The following is a 20687-nucleotide window of genomic DNA, read 5'->3' on the forward strand; positions in this document are numbered from 1 at the left end:
AAAAAACTAAAAAACGAGGTCGACAAACAGGCTCAAGCATTGATGCAGAACTACCATATTCCGGGTATGGCGTTTGGTGTTGTCGTTGAGGGAAAAGCGTATTTTTACAATTACGGTGTGGCTGACAAAGCGCAAAACCAGCCTGTTTCTGAAGCGACGATTTTTGAGTTGGGTTCGGTCAGCAAAACATTCGCAGCCACGCTAGCGAGCTACGCGCAGGTGAAGGGGCAACTGTCGTTAATGGATACGGCGGAGCAACACATGCCAGAACTGAAAGGCAGCACCATAGGTACGCGAACCTTGCAAGAGTTAGGAACGTAATTCGCAGGCGGGTTGCCGTTGCAGTTTCCAGATACGGTGAAAAACAATCAGGATATGGTTCAGTACTATCGAAATTGGGGCGAAGCGTATCCAAGTAACACTAAAAGGCTCTATTCGAACCCCAGTATTGGTCTGTTTGGCTATATCGCCGCGTTAAGCCTAAAAGAGGACTACGCGTCCGTTATGGAAAAAAACGTGTTTCCAGCACTGAGTATGCCCAATACCTACATCAATGTGCCGGATAATAAAATGAAAGAGTATGCGTTTGGCTATAACTCGAACGGCGACGCCGTGAGAGTGAATCCGGGCGTACTGGATGCAGAGGCGTATGGGGTCAAGTCCACCAGTTCGGACATGGTACAGTACATCAAAGCCAATCTGGGGTTGACAGTGGTCGTACCTGATATACAGCAGGCACTGGTCAATAACCGTGCTGGCTTCTATCAGTCCAGTACTTTTACGCAAGGTTTGGCGTGGGAGATGTACCCGTATCCCAGCAAACTTAATGCTCTTTTGGAAGGCAATTCGACGGATGTGATCATTAAGCCTCAAACCATCCAGCTCAACACGCCGCCGACACCACCGACGAACGAGGTATGGGTCAATAAAACAGGCTCGACTGGTGGATTTGGTGCTTACGTGGTTTACATTCCAAGCAAAGAAGCGGGTATCGTGATTCTTGCCAATAAAAACTACCCAAATCAGGAACGAGTGAAAGCGGCATTCCGTATTCTGCAGGTAGGACTAGACAGAAGTAAGCGCAACCAGGGTAGATAACGTTTAACACTCATGTCCGCGATTGGCGAGCATGGGTGTTTGTTTATTGAACCAATAGGATGGTGAACACGGCCCCCTGATTAATCTGCTATGCCAACTTCAACTGACCACCTAAATTCTCGGTCATCGCTCTGGCGAGAGAAAGCCCGAGGCTAAACCCTCAACATTACTGCGGCTTGCATCCACACGATACAGACGCTCGAAGATCAGATCTTGATATTGGGGAACGATACCGATTCCGGTGTCCGTGACCTGAATCTTTGTCAGGTTATCGTCGGTACGTTGGGCCGCTAAGCGTAACCTGACCGCCAGGTTGTGTGTACTTAATGGCATTATCAACCAGGTTATCCAGCACTTTAGTCAGTTTGTCCGTATCAGACTGTATACCAGTGTTTCGTCGGTGGTAACGCGCAATTCGATCTGTTTTTCGTCAGACATATCTTCATACCAACTGGCTACAGTATACATGACCTGATGGAGGTCGGTGGCCTCTGTAAACCACTACACTATAAAACGAAGACGTTATTTTTTACTCGCCATCAAATTTATTTGTGACATCCTTTTCCGAAGTGCTTTATGCATATTATTCAGCGCATAAGGCTTCATTGTCTTCCATTTCTGGCATTCTTCTCGAGTTCTACCACACCCAGTACACCATCCTTTCGGACCTGAAAAATCGCACACATCAATACATGGGCTTTTTTGCTTTTTCATTGCATTCTCACAACGTTATTGGCTAAATAAAACACCTATTCACATTTCAAGCAGAAGCTTGTCGATGCTTGATTCAAGTGTACGTAGACGATTGAGTTCCTCGTATAAACGCTGTTCTAAGTTTTTAAAATTAAGCGGCAAAGTACGCTGACATACACCATAACTGCTATCCAACATTTTATACCCTTTCCAACCATTGATTCGCTCGGCTTCCAAACTCAACAACTGACGAATAAATTCAGCTTGCTGAGGGCAGTCTTCTTCGGCATGCACACACACTGGGAAAGACTTGCTCTTAATCTGAGGGGACTCAATAAATGTTTCAAAATGAACGCCGCCTTGGTTGTGATTAAACCAATTCTGCTTATAGAGCTGTAAGTAGTTACCTCGATTATAAATTTCCCAGTCGTCACCAAACCAACTCGACTGTCGTAGCATTTTTTCTAGGTTACGGAACACACCTTTTACATCTTTCATCGCACTAACTTTTCTTCCAAACTAAATACAAAACAAACACACCACCAATCGCTGCAGTAATAATCCCAACAGGTAGTTCTTGCGGCGCAAGTAATGTGCGACTGAGTACGTCACCCAGGCTCATCATCACTGCGCCCCATAATGCAACGAGAGGTAGTGCACGCTTGTGAGTCATTCCTGAAAACGGTCTTATCAAATGTGGAACCATTAAACCAATGAATCCCACCACGCCGGTTATAGCGACGATTGCCGCAGTACAAAACGCGCAACAGATAAATATTTCACTGCGTAGGCGGTGAACATTCATCCCCAGCGAGTGAATTGTCTGATCACCAACCAATAGTGTATCGAGGGCGCGATATCGTTTAATCGACAGCAAGACAACAACGGCAACGCCTAACAAAGCAAAAAGCAAATTATCCCATCGCGCCAGTCCTAATCCTCCCATAGTCCAGAAGAGTATGGAGCTGGCAGCGCGCTGGTCGCCCGAGTAGATAAGAAAGCTCGTCATCGCACCAAACAAAAATGAGATGGCGAGCCCACATAACACTAAGTTGTCGTTCCCGCGCTTTTTTTGCATCGAGAACAGCATAATCACCGCTGCAGCAGAGACAAGACCACCACTAAATGCAGCAATGGGTAGTGACCAAATACCGAGCAAGTCCCCCAAGCGAGTGATCACTAACACCGCGCCAGCCGAGGCTCCTGAAGATAAACCAAATAGAAATGGATCAGCCAAATCGTTGCGCGTGGCGGTTTGTAGTAAGGCTCCAACAATTGCAAGCCCAGTTCCAGCAATAATCGCAAGCAGTGCTCTCGGTACGCGCAGATCCAACAAAATTCTGCTAGTCATCGACATCTCTTGTGAACCGATGGCTGCCATTCCATCCCAAACCTGCTGAACAGAAAAAGTCATCGAACCACACATTAAGCTAAATAGAAATATCGAGAATAGTAGGGTGATCCCTAATACCCACATCCATGAATAGCTGCTCATTCTCATCACTTAAATAACCGCATTACTGAGCAAAAGCACGAGCCATCTTCTCAACAGCATCTATATTTGCAGGTCCAGGCGTTAGTTGTTCATATCGAAGCTTAATATAGCGTTTGTTCTTAACAGCCTTGGTGTATTTCATCAGCGGATGTTGTTCGAGATAACGCTGCAGTTCACTCGCGCCGTTGGCATTTTGGTAATCAAGTAAGATGATGACATCTGGGTTTTCCTTCGCAACCGTTTCCCACGAAGTAGTCGCCCAGCTAGTTTGCATATCATGCGTAACATTGACACCACCAGCCACTCGAATCATAGCGTCTGGCATCGCATACTGGCCTGCGGTAAACGGCTTATCTTGACCAGAATCGTATAAGAATACCTTAGGAGCTTTGGCGTTAGATGTAGGTTTTGGTAAAGCCGCAATACGTTGTTTCCAACCGTTGACAAGTGCATTAGCCTTATCTTGACGGTCGAAAATCACGCCGAGTTTCAGAATGTCTGTATAGAGTAAGTCCATGCTGGCACTCTTTTTCTGCTCGGATCGCGTGTGGACGCAGCTTTCACTCAGAACCAATGTATCAATCCCATAAGGCGCTAATGTTTCAGGTGTCACCTCACCGCCCACTTTCATGCCATAATTCCAACCCGCGAAGAAGAAATCGACCTGCGCTGCCATCAAGGTTTCAAGCGATGGATATTTAGGTGCCAGCTCTGGGATCCCCCCCAACCGATGTTTAAACTCCGGTGACATCTTGTACCAACCGGTAATGCCTGTAACACCAGCCATATCATCTTGTAGACCCAAAGCAAACGCCATTTCAGCCATGTTGATATCGTGAAACACCGCATGAGTTGGGTGCTTCTCAATCGTTAATGGAATTCCACAACTGTCTACTGTCACCGGATATTGGGTTGTCGTTGCTTGCGCGGCGGCGATAGGCAATAAAAGTGAAAATACAACTTTCCATTTCATGAAGTCATTCCTGTTAAAAATTTGAGTGATTAAGATGCAGCTTCAAAATGATGAACTGCGTTGTTGAGATGTGGGTGTTGAAAAGTCAGCACATTTAACCCAAATATTGGCGTGATATATTGGTTGCTTAGTATTTCTTCCGGCGAGCCGCATTTCACCGCACGCTGATTGTCCATGAGAACCACTTTATCGGCGAAAGGCGCAACCAGTTGTAAGTCATGTAATACTGCGATACAGGCTACGCCTTTGCGTTTTATTAGAGCGAGCAATTCTAGACGCGCTAAAGGATCTAAATGATTGGTTGGCTCATCAAGCAGTAAAAGTTGAGGCTGCTGGGCAAAAGCTCGAGCAATATTCGCTCGTTGCTGTTCACCACCAGAGAGTGAGCCCATTTTTCGATTGCTTTTTTCGAGCAGTTTTACATCATTTAATGCGTTATCAACCGCAGCCAAGTGAGCGCCTTGACTACAACAGAAAGCATGTGGCACTCGCCCAAGACTCACGTATTCACGTACCGTTAAACGCGGATCGACATAATCATTTTGAGCGACGACGGCAATCAATTTGGCTTTTTGCTGAGGGGATAACTCTCTGAGTTGACAACCACTAATCAGTAACTCACCTTGCACTATGCCATATTCGCCTGTAATCGATTTTAACAGGCTCGATTTACCACTGCCGTTGGTTCCGATAACCGCAAGACATGTACCATCTGCGACCTCAAACGTTGCATCAATCAACGCTTTCCAGCCTTGCGGGCTTCGAGTGCCTAGTTGCTTGACTTCTAACATCGCCACAAATCCATTTCCCTTAAAAAGTAAATGATATTAATTACCAAATGAATTGTTATAACATAACAATTCATTTGCCATTAGTCGATGGATGTATGAATTTAAAAGGTAGATTTTTATGAGGATATTGGCGAGACCAGAGCTTATCACAACAGTCCAAAATACTTTCTGGCTTATTTTTGGACAAAAATCAGTTTCGGAAAATAGAACATTAGCAACTAATGAATAACTACAGGTATAACAAATCACTAAAACTGTCGTTCAGAACTGTTAGTGCAGCTCAGCATAGAGACAACCTATGAAGCTGTGCAGTGCTGTCACATATTGAGCTAATTCGTAATAGTGGGATCAATTCATTTAAAGGCACTATAGACAAACTCAATGAGCCATGCCGTAAGAGGGAGATATGTTCAAGCTATCTTCGAGTACATAGCACTTGATTATACTCGGACGAGAAGGCACAAGTGCTCTGGCTACCTAAGCACCATAAGCTATTAAGTTTAACGACTTGTCCAAAGTTACTGGTGCAGGTCAGTGTTGATATTTTGCGCAAAGTCAATTGTTACAAACTTAAGAATGAATTAACATCGTCATTATACAACTTATTTAGTACGCACTATGTTGTGGTGTGTACGAGGGAATATGAGTAATGGCAGAAACTGGAAATATAGAGAAACTCGCAAAAATAGTTTCCAATGAGATATTTAAGTGGTTCAAGTGGGAAACTTGCTTACCAAAAGATGAGAACTGGGAATGTGTGGCAGAGCATCATGGCAAATCTACTCACCCGTCAGATGTTGTGTTCTATTATGATGACCCATACTCGGGTGATACTAAATATTTAAACACTGACCTTAAGAGTTACAAGGCTGGTACTATCAATACAAGTTCTGTCTCAAAGGCTCTTAAATCACTTGCAATGTCTGTTGATTGCGCAAACATTAGTGAAAGTTGGCAAGATACATTTCTTCTGGATGATGTAGGATTTGGGAGTGTCGCAGGATTATTGTTCATCTACAACCACGACGACAAATACGACTATGACTTTTCTGACTTGTTGGGAAGAGTGGATTTTAGGGAAATCCCACTTTTGGAAGACAAAGAAATTGTTGTAATGGGGCCACACTTAATTAAACGTCTTTATGACGTCGTAAGTGATATGCAAAAGCTGAAGGCTGATGATAGTTTTCCTAGTCCTAAAGATTTCACTTTCTTTTATCCTGATTTGATTCGTGCACGTCGTTGTGGTGACGAATGGGATAAACCAGCTACAGTTGAAGCGTTAACATCACCTTGGTTAATTATAAAACATCGTTCGGGGGATGACTTTGATAGTGGTTTTGTCATCTATTACCACCAGTCAGGGGAAACGGTTGATGAGTTTATTTATCTTATCGACGCTATGTCCCACTATCAGATGCTCAGTAGTGACTACACGATACGAGTTCGGTTTACTGATGCATGTAAGCATGCCTCAGTCAATTTTGAGAAAGCAAAACGTGAATACCTAAAAATGTGGGGCAATGACGATGCCCGTGAGAAACAGATGGCGGCTATTGAAGCTGAAAGTATAACGAAGTTCACAACTTGCTTTAATCCAATGGAAATAGGAATGCGAGAAGATGTCTAAACTCAAAACTGGTCCTTCCATTTATATCCCTACTGATAAAAACATATTTGACGCTTTACAGCACAAGAAGGTAACTCATAGTGAGTTAGTTTCATTCCTAAGAGGAAGAGGTATTTTGGTCTCTAGCAGCACTTCTAAAGATGCGTTAGTTGAAAAAATCAGCTCTTTAACCCTTAGTCATTCTGATTTCAACTGGATTGGTAAGCTACTAGAAAATCCAAACAGGAAAGATAAAACAACGCATTCCAAACTTAAGGGAGAAATAGAGGACGCTCAAATCCAAGCGGCTTGCTCAGCAGTAAAAGCGAATTTGACTGCAATTGGTGATGATTCTGTAAAAGTTACTAAAAATGGTGATACAACAACGCTAACAGTTAGTTATGTTGATCATGACTTCACAAAAACCGAGATGCGTCAGCGCACGCTTAAGACTTGCGAAATAAAGCTTGAGAAAGGTAAAGATGGGGTTGTGATGAAACTTCCATCAACAAAAAAAGCTAAAGAAGTTTCTGAGACGCTAAAAAAAGCTGTTCAAGCGCAGGTAGTGAAAGATACAGGCAATGAGCTAGAAGAGTTTTCCATTTCGTTACAATCTATTACAGATGCCGCATGTAGAAGTGAATTCTTTGATAGCTTAATTCGCGGTGTTCCTGACTTTGAGTTTGATAATGTTTCTAGTGTGGATGTTTATCATTTGGAGCAGGAGGAGAAAGACGAGCTTGATGAGGATGATACTGTTGAAGCTAGATTAGCTTCCTATATCAATAAAGCAGCACTGGCAGGAGAAGGCGTGTTAGATTCAACAGAATTTAAGCAGCTTCATAAGCGGGGCTTTTATATTTACAAAATTATCTGGACAGCAATCGATAACACGCATGAAGGGCCAAAAGTGGAGTTTGAGGCTCGTTTTGGTCAACCTGATTTATGCACGGAATTTATGTACACCGTTAGAGGACTATATCCATATAACTCTAGAACTCTTGAATACAATGTCACCAGAAAAGCGGCGACTCCTTATGAAAATGAGAAGTACAACGTGAACCTTAGAGATGCATCAGAAAAGGCTTTGGCCAGAGCCATTGAAGCATATGACAAGAAGGTGTAGACAATGATTAAAGCAAAATGGCTATACTCTGAACTTCCTCTTACTCTCATCGAGTTGTCAAGATTGATGAGGGAACAACAATATTCAGAAGAAATTGGTTTGGGCTTTTTGCTTTCTGTATCTACTCCGTCAAAGCTTTCAGGAAAATACGTTGAGAAGCAAGTCCAACGAAGTGTGGTTGAAGATCCATTTGGTGAAGTTACTGAAATTGAATCAGTAACTTACTACACATGTCAGTTTAACTGGTCTTCGAACTCAAAATATATGTACATCACTAACCCTCCTCGTTCGTTAAGGAAGTTTTTAAACAAACTACACGACTTGACGGGTTTAGGTTTAGTACTGTCTGAAGTTAATGTGGCCCCTGAACGTTGGGTTGATTATTTGGAGCGCTCGGCTGATTCTTTGAAAGTTACTCAATTGTCCTCATATGGCATTCGTATTTCTCAGGGTGCTACTGCGAAAGTTACAGTTAATGGTATAAAAGACATTAGAGATGATTTCACTACTATCATTGCAGATAAGCGGTATCTAGTTGATAGCGTGAAATTTAAGGCTGAGTTTGGCAATTTGGAGTTATTATGTGAGTTGACTAGGCTGGGTGTTTGTCGCTTAAAGTCTGCCAATGTTAACTTTGTGCTCGACAAGCTTAGAGAGGCTTTAGAGGGGCATGCTGAGCCCTCTTCCTAATTTAGGGTCGCAGTGATAGTGTTTCAGCTGGCTTGTGGCATAGCGACAAGCCAGTTCGACAAGAGCTTTACCTGAGCATTAGGGGATGATAGATGTGATTTGACCAGAAATATCACATCCTATCTCATCTCTTAGTCTTTTCAACTGAATACCAACTCTATTTCTGAGTATCGTAAGGTAAGCATCTAATAAGCTACTATCTCTTGACAACTCATTCATAAATTCTCTATTTGCGTCTTGAATAGATTTACAGATCCCCTGCAAGCGCTTATCGGAATCAATATTACGAACTTCTCTCTGTATTGCATTCCTCACTTGGTCGATTGAACTAATAACATGTGCTGGATCTTCAATAGATGAATGTTGAAAATAAGCACCTTTGTTAGAAATACAGTCGACAATATTTTGAGCAATTTTCCGGTTTGTTGATTGTCGAGAAATGAGAGGAAGAGGACTTCTATGGGTTCTGAGTAGCATTGATATAGTTGCTTCGTGCTCTTTTTTCCACTCAAATAGATCTTTTGAAGGATAATCAACACCTTTATTTTTATCCACTAACGTGTGGCAATTAGCACAGAGCCAAAGTCCGTTTTCTACACCACCTACATCTATGCTTGGGTTTGGATCATGCCTTGCTGACCCCACCCTTTCACCTAGAATATGAGCAGCCTCCCCCTTCTTATTTTTTAACAGAGGGTCGCTAATAGTCGCCCCTATAGTCAAAGTGTTGCACTCTGGATTGCTACATATATATGCAGCTCTATAAGCTATCATTTCGGCTATTTTGGGTTTAAAAGCCACTATACTGCCTCCGGTTCATCGTGTGAAAAATATTCAATACGTAACTGAATCATATTTAATGATTAGAAGAAATAGGTCAAATCATGACAAAAGAAACGTGTCTTAAATGTTGTTTAAGCACACTTTGGGGCATTTCGATTTTGGCAGCTAACTCAGTAAAACTGAGTTAGACAGCTTTTAACTGATATCGCATTATATGATTCTTTTTTTCGTCACAATAGAAAGTGCTTAAGTACTTACCACCACACTTTTCTATAACCTTTCTAGAACCGATGTTATTAATATCACAAGAAATAATAACACTCTCATCAACTAAATTTCTCAAAGTCCAATGTAGCATGGAAGTTGCTATACCTTTACCTCTGGCCTGCGGTAAGGTCTCATATCCTATATGACCAATAACATTGTTGATGTACTCATTGAAACCGTGACGGATTCTAATAGCACCAAGAATTTTTCCTGAATCAACATAAAAATACATTGACATGGGAGGCCAACCTTCTGGCAATCCAACGCCTTCAGCATATCCAATTCGCTTTTTCAAATAAGCATCACTGTCACGGTTTGCACCATCATATAACTCAATTCCATCTTGTACACACTTCTCAACATAATCTCGGAACGCATCAAGATGACAGAGGCTAGCTTTTTCTATTTCCATATAAATCCAAGGACATAACACTACATTAGGGTATTACTATCACTTACATAGACTATTCGTAAAGCAAAGTGTGTAATTAGAAACTAAATAGCCACCGAGTCAGCATATACTTCGTATCATTCCTAAAATTTGGATACAGTCGGACGCTTACTTGTAGATTACCAATCTCTTCGAAACAAACAATGGGGCACAAACGAGTTACAGTGATGAAACGAAAGAAGATTCCCCAAGAAGTTTGTTATTTTATGGCCTCGATAAAAAGGCTGGCCGAGTGGTGAACTAGGCGATTTGCTCAAATTGTGCTTGGCTCTCAAAATTGAAGGCTGAGACGGTGTGGTTAAACCTTTAAAGCGAATGTAAACTGTCACCGAGGCGCCATATTTTTTAATGAAAAGAGTTATTATGAATTTCGATATTGATGCACTGAAACACCACCAATTGGTTGAAGATGGTCAGCTAGAGGGATGTTACATTCATCAGCCTGCTCAAGGTAGTCAGCAAGATGACAAAGCTGTTGTGGCAGAACGCCAAGCGTTGGAAAAGCTGGGGTATAAAGTAATGCAGGTCAAAGCGAAAGGGGAGACTACAACCTTTGCCGAGGCGATGCAAAAGCTTGCAAATAAGACGGGTCACCAGTCCAAAGAGTAAGTGAGTGTGACCAGCCACAGCTTCCCTGAGTTCTTCCGCGATACCATGTGGTTTTATTTAAAAGAGTAAAGTGGTCAGTCGTCACTGCCATCATGATTGGTTTTTGATCGTGAGGGGCATGAATAAATACAGGTAAAGGAAATACCTGAGCCCTATCGTTCTGCGCCAAACTATCCCTGTTTGGCGCATTATCGCTAACACCCTGGTGCTAAATAGCATAAGATACACGGCCTTTACCCAGTACTGAGCCACTCATTGTAATGACAGACAAAACACAGCAAGCGACATTTGCCGATCTTGGTCTGATTCCAACCTTAGTCGAGCGACTAGCAGCGTTAGAATATAACCAACCAACACCGATTCAATCCTATGCCATTCCTCATGTGCTTGACGGCCGGGATATGATAGGCGGGGCCAATACAGGTTCAGGTAAAACCGCCGCTTTCTCACTGCCCATTCTGCAGAAAGTTCTGCAGCAAAGTGAATCCAATGAGCGTCGTGGCAACGTCGTTTCTCATCTGATTTTGGTTCCGACTCGTGAGCTGGCATCGCAGGTGGCTTATAGCGTCAAATCCTACTCATATCATCTGAGAGATAAAATCAAAACGGTTGCCGTCTTTGGTGGTGTATCCGTGAACCCTCAAATGCTGGCCCTGCGCGGAGGTAGTGACATCATTGTTGCTACGCCTGGACGGCTGCTTGATCTGGTCTCGAGTAACGCGATTAAGCTCGACCAGGTCAAAACGCTCGTGCTCGATGAAGCTGACCGTATGTTGAGCTTAGGATTTACCGAAGAACTCAATAAGATTCTTGCTTTACTGCCCGAGAAGAAACAGACACTGCTATTTTCGGCAACCTTCCCTGATAAAGTCACCACTTTGGCTCAGCACTTACTGAACGATCCGGTTGAAGTTCAGCTTCAGAGTGCAGAAGCCAGCACTTTGGTGCAGCGCGTGTTTAGTGTCAATAAAGGTGAGAAGACGGCAGTACTCGCACACCTCATCAAACAGCATCAATGGCGACAGACTTTAATCTTTGTGAACGCTAAGAATGCCTGTAACCACTTAGCGCAAAAACTGTCAAAGCGTGGCATCACAGCGGAAGTTTTCCATGGTGACAAAGGACAGGGCGCTCGTATTCGTGTGCTTGAGGGCTTTAAGTCGGGTGAAATTCAAGTCCTGATCGCTACCGATATCGCCGCGCGCGGTCTTGATATTGAAAAACTGCCCGTGGTGATTAACTTCGATCTTCCGCGCAGTCCTGCCGACTATATGCACCGAATCGGGCGCAGTGGCCGTGCGGGTGAAGTGGGCCTCGGTCTGTCTCTTATCGATTACGATGACTACCACCACTTTAAGGTGATAGAAAAGAAAAACAAGTTCCAGCTTGAACGCGAGCAGGTCAAGGGCTTTGAAGTGGAAGACGATCAAAGTGAAGCCTACTTTGCACCCATGAAACCACGGGCAAAGCCAGCCGGTACAGGTAAAAACAAGAAAACGCGTAATCAGTAGAAGACGTAAACTACAAATTCGTTGAATTTTGCGCGTTGTTTAGCGGCGGTTAACCGGTTGGGTAACTCGCGGCCGTTCGTTTAAACAACAATAGAGCCCTGCTGGATCTTTGAGCAGGGCTCTATTGCTTTACAGCAAGTGGGACTAGCGACGTGGTGAACGTCCGCGCGGTGAGCGTTTTTTAAATGTAGATGCGGCTTTCGCTTGTGAGTTGAGAATGGATTCAACAGTTAGCGGCATCGGCTCTTTAGGTTCAAGACCATGAGGGAAAGTGCGCGCTCTCGGTGGTAAATTGTATTCTTCTTCGCTCGCGCGTGGCATGCGCTTAAAGCGATACAGGTAAAAGTTTTCTAACTTTTCTCGCGCCCAATCGGTTTTCTTTAAATACTTCACGCTACTTGCAATGGAAGGCTTGGTATTAAAGCAATTAAAGCGCATGGCTGTATCGAGAATCTCCCAGCCATAAAAATCCACCAACTCTTGCAACATCGTCTCTAGCTTTAACCCGTGCAGCGGGTTGTTTTGTTGCAGTTCGATTCTCTCTTCGTCAGTCATCATTTCAGGGGCCTTGCTCATCAAAGGGCGGAGTTTAGCAAAGTATAGAGTACAGAGATATCGATAGTTAGGCCGTGATGGTTTGGATAGAAACGGAAGAAGGCATTTTCTTGCTTAACTGGAAAAAACTGGCTGAGTAGTGAACTCGGTGTCTGCGCCAAGTTTGTTAGAAGACATGTCCAAAGCCCATAACTTTGGGCGCTTCCGTATACGCGAGAGTTACTATGAATTAATTAACGAGATGGGTTGTAAATTGATTGCTTTAAAATAGTCATAGTGACATTATTTTAGTATTAAAATGGTGTAAAGTTGTCTCGTTGGCGTAAGCAAGTAGGAGAGGTCATGAGTGTAAATATAAGAAACGCGACGCTAGGAGATGCAAAAGGCATCAGCGATTTAATTATTCCTTTGACGAAAAAATATGTCTGCCCTACATGTGACAAATCTGCACAGGAGATTCTGATTAACTCAATGTCAGAAGCTAATGTGGCTAACTATTTATCCGATAATTACCAATATTTTGTTGCTGTTAACGAAAAAAGTGAAATTATTGGGGTAGCGGGCATTCGTGATTCATCGCATTTATACCATCTTTTTGTTAGCGACAATTATCAGAGGCAAGGCTTATCGCGTAAACTCTGGGAACGAGTTAAAACAGCAGCGATGATAAGTGGTAATTCAGGAAGGTTTACAGTCAATTCAGCGGTCAATGCTGAAAAAATATATTTGAGCTTTGGGTTTATTCGTATCGACGGGATCCGCAATCGGGATGGAATGATCGACGTTCCAATGGTGCTAGAAACAGCTTACTAACAAATAGTGCAAGTGTTGCGTAGCCAATATTGTAAGGGGGGGAGGAAATCTGAAAGTTATACTTGCTAAATTCTTACGCCATTTTCTAGTCTAATCCCCCTTATCTCTAGCTAAGATGCTGATTGTTAATTGAACTACGATAAGAAAGACCGCATGATAGAATGATAAAAGGCCGTATAGAAAGCGTTATGTACTTATATGAATTGGAGTTTAGGTGGAAATAGAATTTCATGAAGCAACAGAAATCGAATTAGCTTAAGAGTTAACTCGACTAAATATGCACACGTATTATTTGGCTAGAAACCTATCTTGGGACCAAGAAAAATATGAAAAAAGTTGGGTCCGGTTCGATAATTTTTCAATTAAGTATGATGATAAATGGGTTGGTATAATTCGATTCTCATGTGATGAAACTGCACTTTATATCCGTGATCTGCAAATCGATACCCAGTATCAAAATCTAGGAATAGGTTTTTCGTGTTTAGAGTACGCACTAGAAAAGTTAAAATATAAAAAGTTAAATCGACTTCGGATCAATGTGTTTTCTGAAAATCCGGCAATAAGTCTTTACCGTAAGTTTGGGTTCGAAAAGGTCGATGAAATTGACGGCTTGGTCAGAATGGAACGTATTATATAAACGTACATAGAAACGTTTAAGGGTTTTCAAGATACTAGAACTGATGCGATTAAGTCATTCAATCTGACAATGTTTTTTCCAATTGTGAGTTATAGCAATAACTGGAATTTCGTAGGAATTTATTTTGAATTGATTCGACAAGAAATGCAGGCCAAGTGGAGAACTTGGTGCTTGCTCAAACTGTACATGACACTAAAAATTGAAGGCCAGGATATGGTGTTCGAGTCACTGAAATACGATCACTGATTGTATTCTTATTTGCTGGCTTAGATCGTTACGGTGCAGTATTGTCTCGCATATTCCCGTCATCAAACAAAGGAGTGTTGATGGATATTGAACTCTGGCTGGCTTTTGCTCTCGCTTATCTGCTTATTACCTTGTCCCCGGGGCCGAACGTTATTCTGGTTCTGAAAAATGGCATGCAGTATGGATGGCGATCTGCGCTGGTGACTATTTTAGGCAATCTGTCGTGTCAGTTGGTCGTTGTTGCTTTGGTGGCGGTGGGTATCGGCGGGCTTCTTGCCCAGTTGCCAGCCTGGTTCTTGGTGATGAAATGTCTGGGCGGTGCCTATCTGATTTACCTTGGCATTAAGAGTTTACGTGCCAGCCGGGCGCCGAAATTGGATTTAACTCAGACACAGCAACCTCAGGTCAAGAAATCCGCTCGCTCTTTGGGTTTTGAGGCCTTTCTGGTGTCAGCCAGTAATCCCAAAACGCTGATATTTTTGTCGGCATTTCTGCCGCAGTTTTTAGATGTCGCTCATCCGCCGGCAGAGCAGTTTACCATTATGTATCTGACTATTTGCGTGATAGTCACTGCGGTTCATCTTGGCTATGCTGTGGTCATCAGCCGATTCGACCAGCGATTGAAAAGCCATCGCTTGCAGCATTACCTGGCAAAATGTACCGGTGGGATTTTTATTACCATGGGTGGTGGCGTACTACTGAGTTCAAGGAGCTGACTTAGGATGATGTTCAGATCCGCAACCAACAAGCAGACCTGGAGGGTCTGTTTGTTGGTGTTGCGCCTGATTGACTCAAACCAGATTAAGTCTAAAGGGCTAGACGGGCCGGTAAATGGTGTTGCACAAACTCCAGAAAGGCGCTGACTTTATCGGAGCGGTGCAGACGTTCAGATCCAACCAGGGCGACAATATCGGCCTCGGCTAATTGGTACTCAGGCAAAACCCTGATCAGAGTTTTCTCGGCAAGTTCCTGTTTTACATCCCATTCCGACCGCTGAATGATCCCTTCTCCCTTGATGCACCAATCTTTAGTGACCTGGCTGACATTGCTGGCCAGGACGGCATTGATGCGCACGCTGCTGACCTGACCGGTGTTCACATGCGTCAGTCGCCACATGGTGGCATCTTCATCATTTTCGCGCAGCGCAATGCAGCGGTGCTGCTCCAGATCTTGCGGCGTGGTTAACGCTGGAGCGGATTGTAAGTAGTCAGGTGCGGCAAGCAGTAAACGACGGTTCTTGGCCAGCACAATCCGCTTGAGTGAAGAATCCTGCAGGTGACCGATGTAAAACATAATGTCCGGACTATTGTGCTGCGCCCACTTAGGATTGTCAGACAGGTTGAGTTCAATCCGGGTCAGTGGGTACTGGCGCTGAAATTCGGCCGCCAATGGCCCGATGTGCTTTTCACCGAACCCTAAAGACGCCACTAAGCGGATATCCCCGGAAATCGTCCGTTTGCTGTCGGCGACCTCTTGCGTCAGGTGCTCTAAATCTTGCAGCAGGTTCTGCCCACGCCGTGCCAGAGTTTCGCCTTCCGGAGTGAGCGCAATAAAACGTGCACTGCGGTCGACCAGTTTTACTTCCAGTTTACGCTCAATGTGCTGCAAACGCTGCGATACGCTCGGCGGTGTGACGTTGAGTTTACGCGCCGCCGCCGCCAGTGAGCGGCTGCCAGCGATGGTAATAAAGAATTCGATATCTTGTGAACTGACCATTAAGTCTGACCTTAATGATGGAATAAGGATGTATTAATTTAACCACATGCTAGCTGGTGATACAAATAGCGCTCTGTCTGCGATTGATGTTGAGGAAAACATGCACAGTGAGGTTATTTTGAGTAGTGGTGAACTGCTTGCTCACCGCGAGTGGGTATACGCGTTTTTATTTGCTGTGGCCATTATTGCCGGCGTGGTGGACGCTATCGCCGGCGGTGGCGGTTTGATTACCGTACCGGCTCTGATGCTGGCTGGTTTGCCGCCCATGGTGGTATTGGGGACCAACCGGTTACAGGCCGTGATTGGGGAAATGACCACCTCGCTGATGTTTATTGCCAGCCGCCAGTTTCCGTTGCAGGGAATGATGTTGGGTGTGCTGTTCACTTCTATTGGGGCTTTATCCGGCGCTGTGGCGGTCAGCCTGATCGATAAGGCGGCGCTGGAAGTGTTGTTGCCGGTGTTAATGGTGGCGATTACCCTGTATTCCATTTTGTCCAGGCGTTTAAAAGCCACCGAGGCCAGTGAAGCAAAATGGTCTAACCGTAAGTTTATGCTGGTCGCCGGATTGTTGATTGGCTTTTATAACGGCTTTTTTGGCCCGGGGACTGGCTCGCTGTGGATGCTCGGTTTTGTTGCTCTGCTCGGTTATACCCTCAAGCAGGCCACCATGGCGACCAAGCCGTTGAATCTGGTCGGTAACCTGATTTCTCTGATCCTGTTCATCGTTCTGGGCCAGCTGGATTATCAGCTTGGCTTGTTGATGGCAGCCGGACAAATCATCGGCTCTGTGGTTGGCAGTAAGTTTGTGATGCGTTTTGGCACGCGCCTGGTGCGTCCGGTGTTTATCTCGGTGACCGTTCTGATGACAACAAAGTTGATCTACGAGAATGTGGCTGCGATTTGGTGGACCTGAGGTTATCTATCCTTTACAGGTAATATCATGTGAATTATTAGGCATTGAGTTGCTTATAAACTCAATGGTTGTCGGCATGCTCTGTGAAACTCGCTGATAAAGGAGGTGAAGCGATGGCGGAGCCGGGTATGTTGCAGGTGATTCAGGTGCAGCCGGATTTTGATGCCGTAGTGATTGCTTGTTTTGATGATACCGGACTGGATGCCGCGCGCTGTATCACCGTTAAGCTTGGTTTCACTTTTTGCCTACTGACATCAAGTCGGTCAGTAATCCACTTTCTTTCTTAATACCTTAGTGGCGCCGCGTTTGGTTTTCGTATCGACGCGGCGTCGTTGCGAGCCTTTGGTGGGTTTGGTTGCCCGCCGGGTCTTTCGACCACCATGGCGGCGATAATCATCTCCTTTAGCCGGTTCAGTGCGTCTTCTTTATTTTGTTCCTGCGTACGGTAAGATTGCGCTTTAATCACAATGACCCCGTCTTTGGTCAGCCTTGAATCAGACAGGGCCAGTAAGCGCTCTTTGTAGAACTGGGGTAACGATGAGCGATGAATGTCAAAACGCAGATGAATGGCACTGGAGACTTTATTGACATTCTGGCCGCCACTGCCCATGGCTCGGATGGCCGAGAGTTCGATTTCCCAGTCGGCAAGAGAAACGTTATTGGAAATTTGTAGCATAAATCACGCGTAACCAGACAAAATGTTGCAGAGAGTGTCTGCAACATTCTAAGCAGTCCGGTGGCGTTTGGCTACCTTCTGCGTCACTGGATTTACTGGCCAGGCTGCAAAATCGCTGGCCGACGCTAATCAAGAATCGGTACCACCAGAATATCGATAGGAGACTTATTGATCAGGTGGCGCGAGTAGGAGACGATTTTGCTGACAAAATCATGGTGATGACCACAGATAAGCAGATCATAGTTATCGCTGGCAATCAGGGTTTCCAGCTTTTTGCTCAGATCCCCGGTACCGACATAAAAGTGTTTGAATGGGAATTCACAGTATTGTTGTAACTGCTTGAGCATCTTATTTGAATGCTCATCCAAAGGTTTTTGTTTCGGCTCAGCCTGGATGTCGATCAGCTGTTGGTAGATTTCCCCTTTCGTCCCATCAATATGAACCAGAGACACATCAGCATCGACTAAGCTGGCAAAAGAGACTGCTTTATCAATCAACAGTTTACTCTCTTCCTCCAATTCCAGAGCGACCAGGATATGTTGATATTTCATTACGATACTCCTTCGTTAAGTTACTTTGAATATCATAGTATTTACTGCGAACAATAGTGTTGCTGTGCTAACAGAACCGCAAAAATTCTGCTCGATGTGGCCTGTTTTTGCGCGGCGAGCACGGGTTGGCAGTGCGGCGCTGCACAGGGCTAAAGACTTGTTTATCGAACGCTATATGTTTAATCTGCACAGGGTCAGAGTATTACCTATCGCCTGTTACAACGCAGAGCCCTCGGCAGCAAGTCGCAGACGAGGCGGCGGGCGAGAGTCACTGAGACCCCATCTCGATAAGTACAAGGAGTAGTACTCTGCTCGCCAGATTGATAATCAATTTGATATGCATAGATAGTGAGAAGCTTAGTAAGGAGAAAAGAGTGAACCTACCGGATGAGAATCAACAGCGTTATGTCGCTGTACTGAGCAAAAAACTCGATTTGGGCCGCAGTCTAAACGTGTTGGGACATCTTAGCGCCGGTCTGGCTGACATGCTGCATCGTGAGGGTACCGAGTACGTCGACTATCGTGACCTTGATGGCCATATTTTGCCTAACATTTCCCATTACCCCTTCATTGTACTGAAAGCCGACAATTCTAACAAAATCCGCAAAGTGAAACAGGATGCCAGTGAGCGGGGGATTCGTTATACCGTTTTTACCCATACCATGGCACAAGGAGGCTCTGCCGAGCAACAAACGCTGACGCAGCAGACTCCTGAGTCAGAGCTCGACTACTGGGGCATCTGTTTGTTTGGTGATACCGAAACAATTCAGCAGTTTACTTCGAAGCTGAGTCTCTACAAATAAAGCGTGAATCTAGCACAGTGACAGGAGCGTCTGATGCCGCTCAAGCTAAAGTCGGCTGAATACCAACACCAGAAAAACTCTGGTGTTTTTTTATCCGTAATTTACGGCTGTGCGGATCAGCGTTACACACGAAGTCAGACTAAAACTTCCTTCCTTACGCATTATTTATTAATGGCATAAATAAATTAATTCGGCCATTTGATAATATTTTTATGCAGATTTTATAAATAAAATATCTTTGTCAGATTTGTGATAAATCATGCAAGAGTTATCTCCGGTTTTAGAGAGTAAAGAAAAACATAAAACAAAATAAATCTTTATTAAACAGTTGCTTGTCTATTTTTTTCTCATTTGTTTTTGTTGTAATTATGTTTCTGGTGTATTTAATTTGTTGATATCTAATCAGGTTTAATTTTACTATAGCTGCCAAGATTGAGATTATTTTTATGGAATAAGTGGAATAGATTTAATTTAAATAGTGATTTTTCATGCATGAATTTTCATTAAGGCGCTTTAGTTTTGATTAACTATTCGATTTTAACCTTAGTCTCAAAAGATTAATTGAAATCCGCTCCTGACAGTATTGGAAATCAACGATCAGGCTATGAAGACCGATCCGGAGTGATTGGGCAGGGTTTACCTGCATAGATAAGGATATGACATGTATTTATTTCGTCCCGCTCAACTCAGCGATTTGAGTGATATTGAACGTCTGGCCCAGGACAGTGGCCCAATGGTGTGCACCCTGCCGGCTACACATACCCATCTGACTCAGAAGATTGAACGCTCACTGACCTCTTTTTCCGAGGACGTTGAAGCTCCGGGAGATCAGGCTTATTTCTTCGTGCTGGAAGATGCTCGTAGCGGTCGCTTAATGGGGACTGGTGCTATCAATGCACTGGCCGGGTGCCAGGAACCCTTTTATGCACTGCGCAAAGATGTGCTGATTCACTCTTCCCGCGCGCTGAACGTCCACAGCCGGATTCAGGCTCTGACGTTGAATCATGACTTGAGTGACCACTCCCAACTCTGTTCATTTTATGTAGATCCGTCTTTGCGTGACACGCCTTATGCTGCACTGGTCACGCTGGGTCGGTTGCTGTTCATGAGTGCATTTCCTATGCGCTTTTCGGATCAATGGCTGGCGGTGATGCCGGGTGTCGCAGATGCTGAGGGTCGGGCTCCTTTTTGGGAACACGTCGGCCGTAAATTTTTTGGCATGGATTACAACCAGGTCGAATACTACAACGGCACGCGGGACAAGACTTTTATTGCGGAGCTGATGCCTCATCATCCTCTTTATGTGCCCTTGCTGGCCAAAGAGGCGCAGCAGGCGCTGGGTCAGGTGCACGGCGACGCGCAGTTGCAATTCAGCCTGCTGAATGACGAGGGATTTGAAGCCGACAAATACGTCGAGATCTTCGATGCCGGCGCCATCATGACGGCGCGGCGCGATACCTTGTCTATCTGGCATGGTAAGCAACATGCCTGTGTGGCTGGTGCAACAGATGGACTGGCGACAGCCAAACCGTTTTTAATAGGTTTTATGCGCCCGGATGGCTTCTGCGCCACCATAGTACCTGCGCATTTTGCCGGCAAGAAACTGATTTTAGAACAAGGAAAGTGTGAAGAAGCCGGCCTGCAACAGGGCCAGTCAGTGTGGTTTTTGCCACTGTAATCT

General features: G+C 44.4%; 23 protein-coding genes and 3 pseudogenes. 14 read left to right on the forward strand and 12 right to left on the reverse strand.

Annotated elements, in window-relative coordinates; all coding sequences use genetic code 11:
• Positions 1-66: 66 nt before the first annotated feature.
• Positions 67-1098, forward strand: a pseudogene (gene ampC / locus KNV97_RS05435) (class C beta-lactamase).
• A gap of 123 nt (positions 1099-1221) precedes the next feature.
• Here the strand turns inward: ampC and KNV97_RS05440 are convergent.
• The 6 genes from KNV97_RS05440 to KNV97_RS05465 all read right to left on the reverse strand — a co-directional run bounded on the left by KNV97_RS05440 (position 1222) and on the right by KNV97_RS05465 (position 5050).
• Positions 1222-1431 carry an ATP-binding protein gene (locus KNV97_RS05440; protein ID WP_218561721.1) on the reverse strand — a complete coding sequence of 70 codons (210 nt, stop codon included), beginning with the start codon at positions 1429-1431 and terminating at the stop codon, positions 1222-1224.
• A 189-nt stretch (positions 1432-1620) separates the two neighbouring features.
• Positions 1621-1812: a DUF1289 domain-containing protein gene (locus tag KNV97_RS05445; protein WP_136487132.1), complete on the reverse strand. Its 192-nt coding sequence runs from the start codon at positions 1810-1812 to the stop codon at positions 1621-1623.
• Between the two features lie 39 nt (positions 1813-1851).
• A complete protein-coding gene (locus KNV97_RS05450) occupies positions 1852-2289 on the reverse strand; it encodes a hypothetical protein (RefSeq protein WP_136487133.1) in 438 nt (145 codons plus the stop codon).
• Positions 2290-2293: 4 nt separating this feature from the next.
• Complete coding sequence (locus KNV97_RS05455) at positions 2294-3286, reverse strand: FecCD family ABC transporter permease (protein WP_407701869.1); 993 nt, start codon at positions 3284-3286, stop codon at positions 2294-2296.
• 22 nt (positions 3287-3308) lie between these two features.
• Positions 3309-4259, reverse strand: a complete 951-nt coding sequence (locus KNV97_RS05460) for an ABC transporter substrate-binding protein (RefSeq protein WP_218561722.1) — start codon at positions 4257-4259, stop codon at positions 3309-3311.
• 29 nt (positions 4260-4288) lie between these two features.
• Positions 4289-5050 (reverse strand): ABC transporter ATP-binding protein, encoded by a 762-nt coding sequence (locus KNV97_RS05465; protein ID WP_136487145.1) that lies wholly within the window; start codon positions 5048-5050, stop codon positions 4289-4291.
• 649 nt (positions 5051-5699) lie between these two features.
• Here KNV97_RS05465 and KNV97_RS05470 point away from each other — a divergent pair.
• From KNV97_RS05470 to KNV97_RS05480, 3 genes are read left to right on the forward strand one after another with little or no spacing between them, the layout of a single operon-like run.
• Entirely contained in the window at positions 5700-6680 is a 981-nt protein-coding gene (locus KNV97_RS05470) for a hypothetical protein (protein WP_061900404.1), read from the forward strand.
• The gene (locus tag KNV97_RS05475) at positions 6673-7785 is read left to right on the forward strand and encodes a hypothetical protein (RefSeq protein ID WP_218561723.1); all 1113 of its coding nucleotides are present in this window, start codon (positions 6673-6675) and stop codon (positions 7783-7785) included. The genes KNV97_RS05470 and KNV97_RS05475 overlap by 8 nt, the downstream gene beginning before the upstream one ends.
• Positions 7786-7788: 3 nt before the next feature.
• On the forward strand, positions 7789-8475 hold the full coding sequence (locus tag KNV97_RS05480) for a hypothetical protein (RefSeq protein ID WP_017789163.1): 687 nt from the start codon (positions 7789-7791) through the stop codon (positions 8473-8475).
• A gap of 78 nt (positions 8476-8553) precedes the next feature.
• On the opposite strand, the gene KNV97_RS05485 is transcribed toward KNV97_RS05480, so the two are convergent.
• Both KNV97_RS05485 and KNV97_RS05490 read right to left on the reverse strand, forming a co-directional pair.
• Positions 8554-9276: an HNH endonuclease gene (locus KNV97_RS05485; RefSeq protein ID WP_218561724.1), complete on the reverse strand. Its 723-nt coding sequence runs from the start codon at positions 9274-9276 to the stop codon at positions 8554-8556.
• Between the two features lie 166 nt (positions 9277-9442).
• A complete protein-coding gene (locus KNV97_RS05490) occupies positions 9443-9937 on the reverse strand; it encodes a GNAT family N-acetyltransferase (RefSeq protein ID WP_218561725.1) in 495 nt (164 codons plus the stop codon).
• Between the two features lie 258 nt (positions 9938-10195).
• Here KNV97_RS05490 and KNV97_RS05495 point away from each other — a divergent pair.
• The 3 genes and pseudogenes from KNV97_RS05495 to KNV97_RS05505 form a co-directional block, all read left to right on the forward strand.
• Positions 10196-10264: pseudogene (locus tag KNV97_RS05495) on the forward strand (putative quorum-sensing-regulated virulence factor); the annotation flags it as partial.
• A gap of 75 nt (positions 10265-10339) precedes the next feature.
• Positions 10340-10585: a hypothetical protein gene (locus KNV97_RS05500; protein WP_218561726.1), complete on the forward strand. Its 246-nt coding sequence runs from the start codon at positions 10340-10342 to the stop codon at positions 10583-10585.
• 260 nt (positions 10586-10845) lie between these two features.
• Positions 10846-12096 carry a DEAD/DEAH box helicase gene (locus KNV97_RS05505; RefSeq protein ID WP_218561727.1) on the forward strand — a complete coding sequence of 417 codons (1251 nt, stop codon included), beginning with the start codon at positions 10846-10848 and terminating at the stop codon, positions 12094-12096.
• A gap of 144 nt (positions 12097-12240) precedes the next feature.
• Here the strand turns inward: KNV97_RS05505 and KNV97_RS05510 are convergent, their stop codons facing one another.
• The gene (locus tag KNV97_RS05510; protein ID WP_218561728.1) at positions 12241-12654 is read right to left on the reverse strand and encodes a VF530 family protein; all 414 of its coding nucleotides are present in this window, start codon (positions 12652-12654) and stop codon (positions 12241-12243) included.
• Between the two features lie 339 nt (positions 12655-12993).
• On the opposite strand from KNV97_RS05510, the gene KNV97_RS05515 reads away from it, so the two are divergent.
• The 3 genes from KNV97_RS05515 to KNV97_RS05525 all read left to right on the forward strand — a co-directional run bounded on the left by KNV97_RS05515 (position 12994) and on the right by KNV97_RS05525 (position 15063).
• Positions 12994-13464, forward strand: coding sequence for a GNAT family N-acetyltransferase (locus KNV97_RS05515; protein WP_136487449.1), 471 nt, complete (start codon positions 12994-12996; stop codon positions 13462-13464).
• Positions 13465-13741: 277 nt separating this feature from the next.
• Positions 13742-14101 carry a GNAT family N-acetyltransferase gene (locus KNV97_RS22195; protein ID WP_407701870.1) on the forward strand — a complete coding sequence of 120 codons (360 nt, stop codon included), beginning with the start codon at positions 13742-13744 and terminating at the stop codon, positions 14099-14101.
• A gap of 326 nt (positions 14102-14427) precedes the next feature.
• A complete protein-coding gene (locus KNV97_RS05525; protein ID WP_218561730.1) occupies positions 14428-15063 on the forward strand; it encodes a LysE family translocator in 636 nt (211 codons plus the stop codon).
• 91 nt (positions 15064-15154) lie between these two features.
• Here KNV97_RS05525 and KNV97_RS05530 read toward each other — a convergent pair whose 3' ends face one another.
• Positions 15155-16063 carry a LysR family transcriptional regulator gene (locus tag KNV97_RS05530; protein WP_218561731.1) on the reverse strand — a complete coding sequence of 303 codons (909 nt, stop codon included), beginning with the start codon at positions 16061-16063 and terminating at the stop codon, positions 15155-15157.
• 100 nt (positions 16064-16163) lie between these two features.
• On the opposite strand from KNV97_RS05530, the gene KNV97_RS05535 reads away from it, so the two are divergent.
• A complete protein-coding gene (locus KNV97_RS05535) occupies positions 16164-16976 on the forward strand; it encodes a TSUP family transporter (protein ID WP_218561732.1) in 813 nt (270 codons plus the stop codon).
• Between the two features lie 83 nt (positions 16977-17059).
• Complete coding sequence (locus tag KNV97_RS05540; protein ID WP_218561733.1) at positions 17060-17263, forward strand: hypothetical protein; 204 nt, start codon at positions 17060-17062, stop codon at positions 17261-17263.
• Here the strand turns inward: KNV97_RS05540 and arfB are convergent.
• Positions 17240-17652 (reverse strand): annotated as a pseudogene (gene arfB, locus KNV97_RS05545) (alternative ribosome rescue aminoacyl-tRNA hydrolase ArfB). The gene KNV97_RS05540 and the pseudogene arfB overlap by 24 nt on opposite strands.
• 125 nt (positions 17653-17777) lie before the next feature.
• A complete protein-coding gene (locus KNV97_RS05550) occupies positions 17778-18203 on the reverse strand; it encodes a universal stress protein (RefSeq protein ID WP_136487444.1) in 426 nt (141 codons plus the stop codon).
• A gap of 374 nt (positions 18204-18577) precedes the next feature.
• On the opposite strand from KNV97_RS05550, the gene KNV97_RS05555 reads away from it, so the two are divergent.
• Together KNV97_RS05555 and KNV97_RS05560 are read left to right on the forward strand one after the other, a co-directional pair.
• Positions 18578-19006: a DUF2000 domain-containing protein gene (locus KNV97_RS05555; RefSeq protein WP_136487443.1), complete on the forward strand. Its 429-nt coding sequence runs from the start codon at positions 18578-18580 to the stop codon at positions 19004-19006.
• Positions 19007-19667: 661 nt separating this feature from the next.
• Positions 19668-20684, forward strand: coding sequence for an arginine N-succinyltransferase (locus KNV97_RS05560; protein ID WP_218561734.1), 1017 nt, complete (start codon positions 19668-19670; stop codon positions 20682-20684).
• Positions 20685-20687: the final 3 nt, after the last annotated feature.

This window comes from Vibrio ostreae (assembly GCF_019226825.1).
GTDB lineage: Bacteria > Pseudomonadota > Gammaproteobacteria > Enterobacterales > Vibrionaceae > Vibrio > Vibrio ostreae.

Coding starts and splice junctions, on each gene's coding strand:
- KNV97_RS05440 (WP_218561721.1), bottom strand. CDS start 1,431: ATGCCATTAAGTACACACAACCTGGCGGTCAGGTTACGCTTAGCGGCC.
- KNV97_RS05445 (WP_136487132.1), bottom strand. CDS start 1,812: ATGAAAAAGCAAAAAAGCCCATGTATTGATGTGTGCGATTTTTCAGGT.
- KNV97_RS05450 (WP_136487133.1), bottom strand. CDS start 2,289: ATGAAAGATGTAAAAGGTGTGTTCCGTAACCTAGAAAAAATGCTACGA.
- KNV97_RS05455 (WP_407701869.1), bottom strand. CDS start 3,286: ATGAGCAGCTATTCATGGATGTGGGTATTAGGGATCACCCTACTATTC.
- KNV97_RS05460 (WP_218561722.1), bottom strand. CDS start 4,259: ATGAAATGGAAAGTTGTATTTTCACTTTTATTGCCTATCGCCGCCGCG.
- KNV97_RS05465 (WP_136487145.1), bottom strand. CDS start 5,050: ATGTTAGAAGTCAAGCAACTAGGCACTCGAAGCCCGCAAGGCTGGAAA.
- KNV97_RS05470 (WP_061900404.1), top strand. CDS start 5,700: ATGGCAGAAACTGGAAATATAGAGAAACTCGCAAAAATAGTTTCCAAT.
- KNV97_RS05475 (WP_218561723.1), top strand. CDS start 6,673: ATGTCTAAACTCAAAACTGGTCCTTCCATTTATATCCCTACTGATAAA.
- KNV97_RS05480 (WP_017789163.1), top strand. CDS start 7,789: ATGATTAAAGCAAAATGGCTATACTCTGAACTTCCTCTTACTCTCATC.
- KNV97_RS05490 (WP_218561725.1), bottom strand. CDS start 9,937: ATGGAAATAGAAAAAGCTAGCCTCTGTCATCTTGATGCGTTCCGAGAT.
- KNV97_RS05500 (WP_218561726.1), top strand. CDS start 10,340: ATGAATTTCGATATTGATGCACTGAAACACCACCAATTGGTTGAAGAT.
- KNV97_RS05505 (WP_218561727.1), top strand. CDS start 10,846: ATGACAGACAAAACACAGCAAGCGACATTTGCCGATCTTGGTCTGATT.
- KNV97_RS05510 (WP_218561728.1), bottom strand. CDS start 12,654: ATGATGACTGACGAAGAGAGAATCGAACTGCAACAAAACAACCCGCTG.
- KNV97_RS05515 (WP_136487449.1), top strand. CDS start 12,994: ATGAGTGTAAATATAAGAAACGCGACGCTAGGAGATGCAAAAGGCATC.
- KNV97_RS22195 (WP_407701870.1), top strand. CDS start 13,742: ATGCACACGTATTATTTGGCTAGAAACCTATCTTGGGACCAAGAAAAA.
- KNV97_RS05525 (WP_218561730.1), top strand. CDS start 14,428: ATGGATATTGAACTCTGGCTGGCTTTTGCTCTCGCTTATCTGCTTATT.
- KNV97_RS05530 (WP_218561731.1), bottom strand. CDS start 16,063: ATGGTCAGTTCACAAGATATCGAATTCTTTATTACCATCGCTGGCAGC.
- KNV97_RS05535 (WP_218561732.1), top strand. CDS start 16,164: ATGCACAGTGAGGTTATTTTGAGTAGTGGTGAACTGCTTGCTCACCGC.
- KNV97_RS05550 (WP_136487444.1), bottom strand. CDS start 18,203: ATGAAATATCAACATATCCTGGTCGCTCTGGAATTGGAGGAAGAGAGT.
- KNV97_RS05560 (WP_218561734.1), top strand. CDS start 19,668: ATGTATTTATTTCGTCCCGCTCAACTCAGCGATTTGAGTGATATTGAA.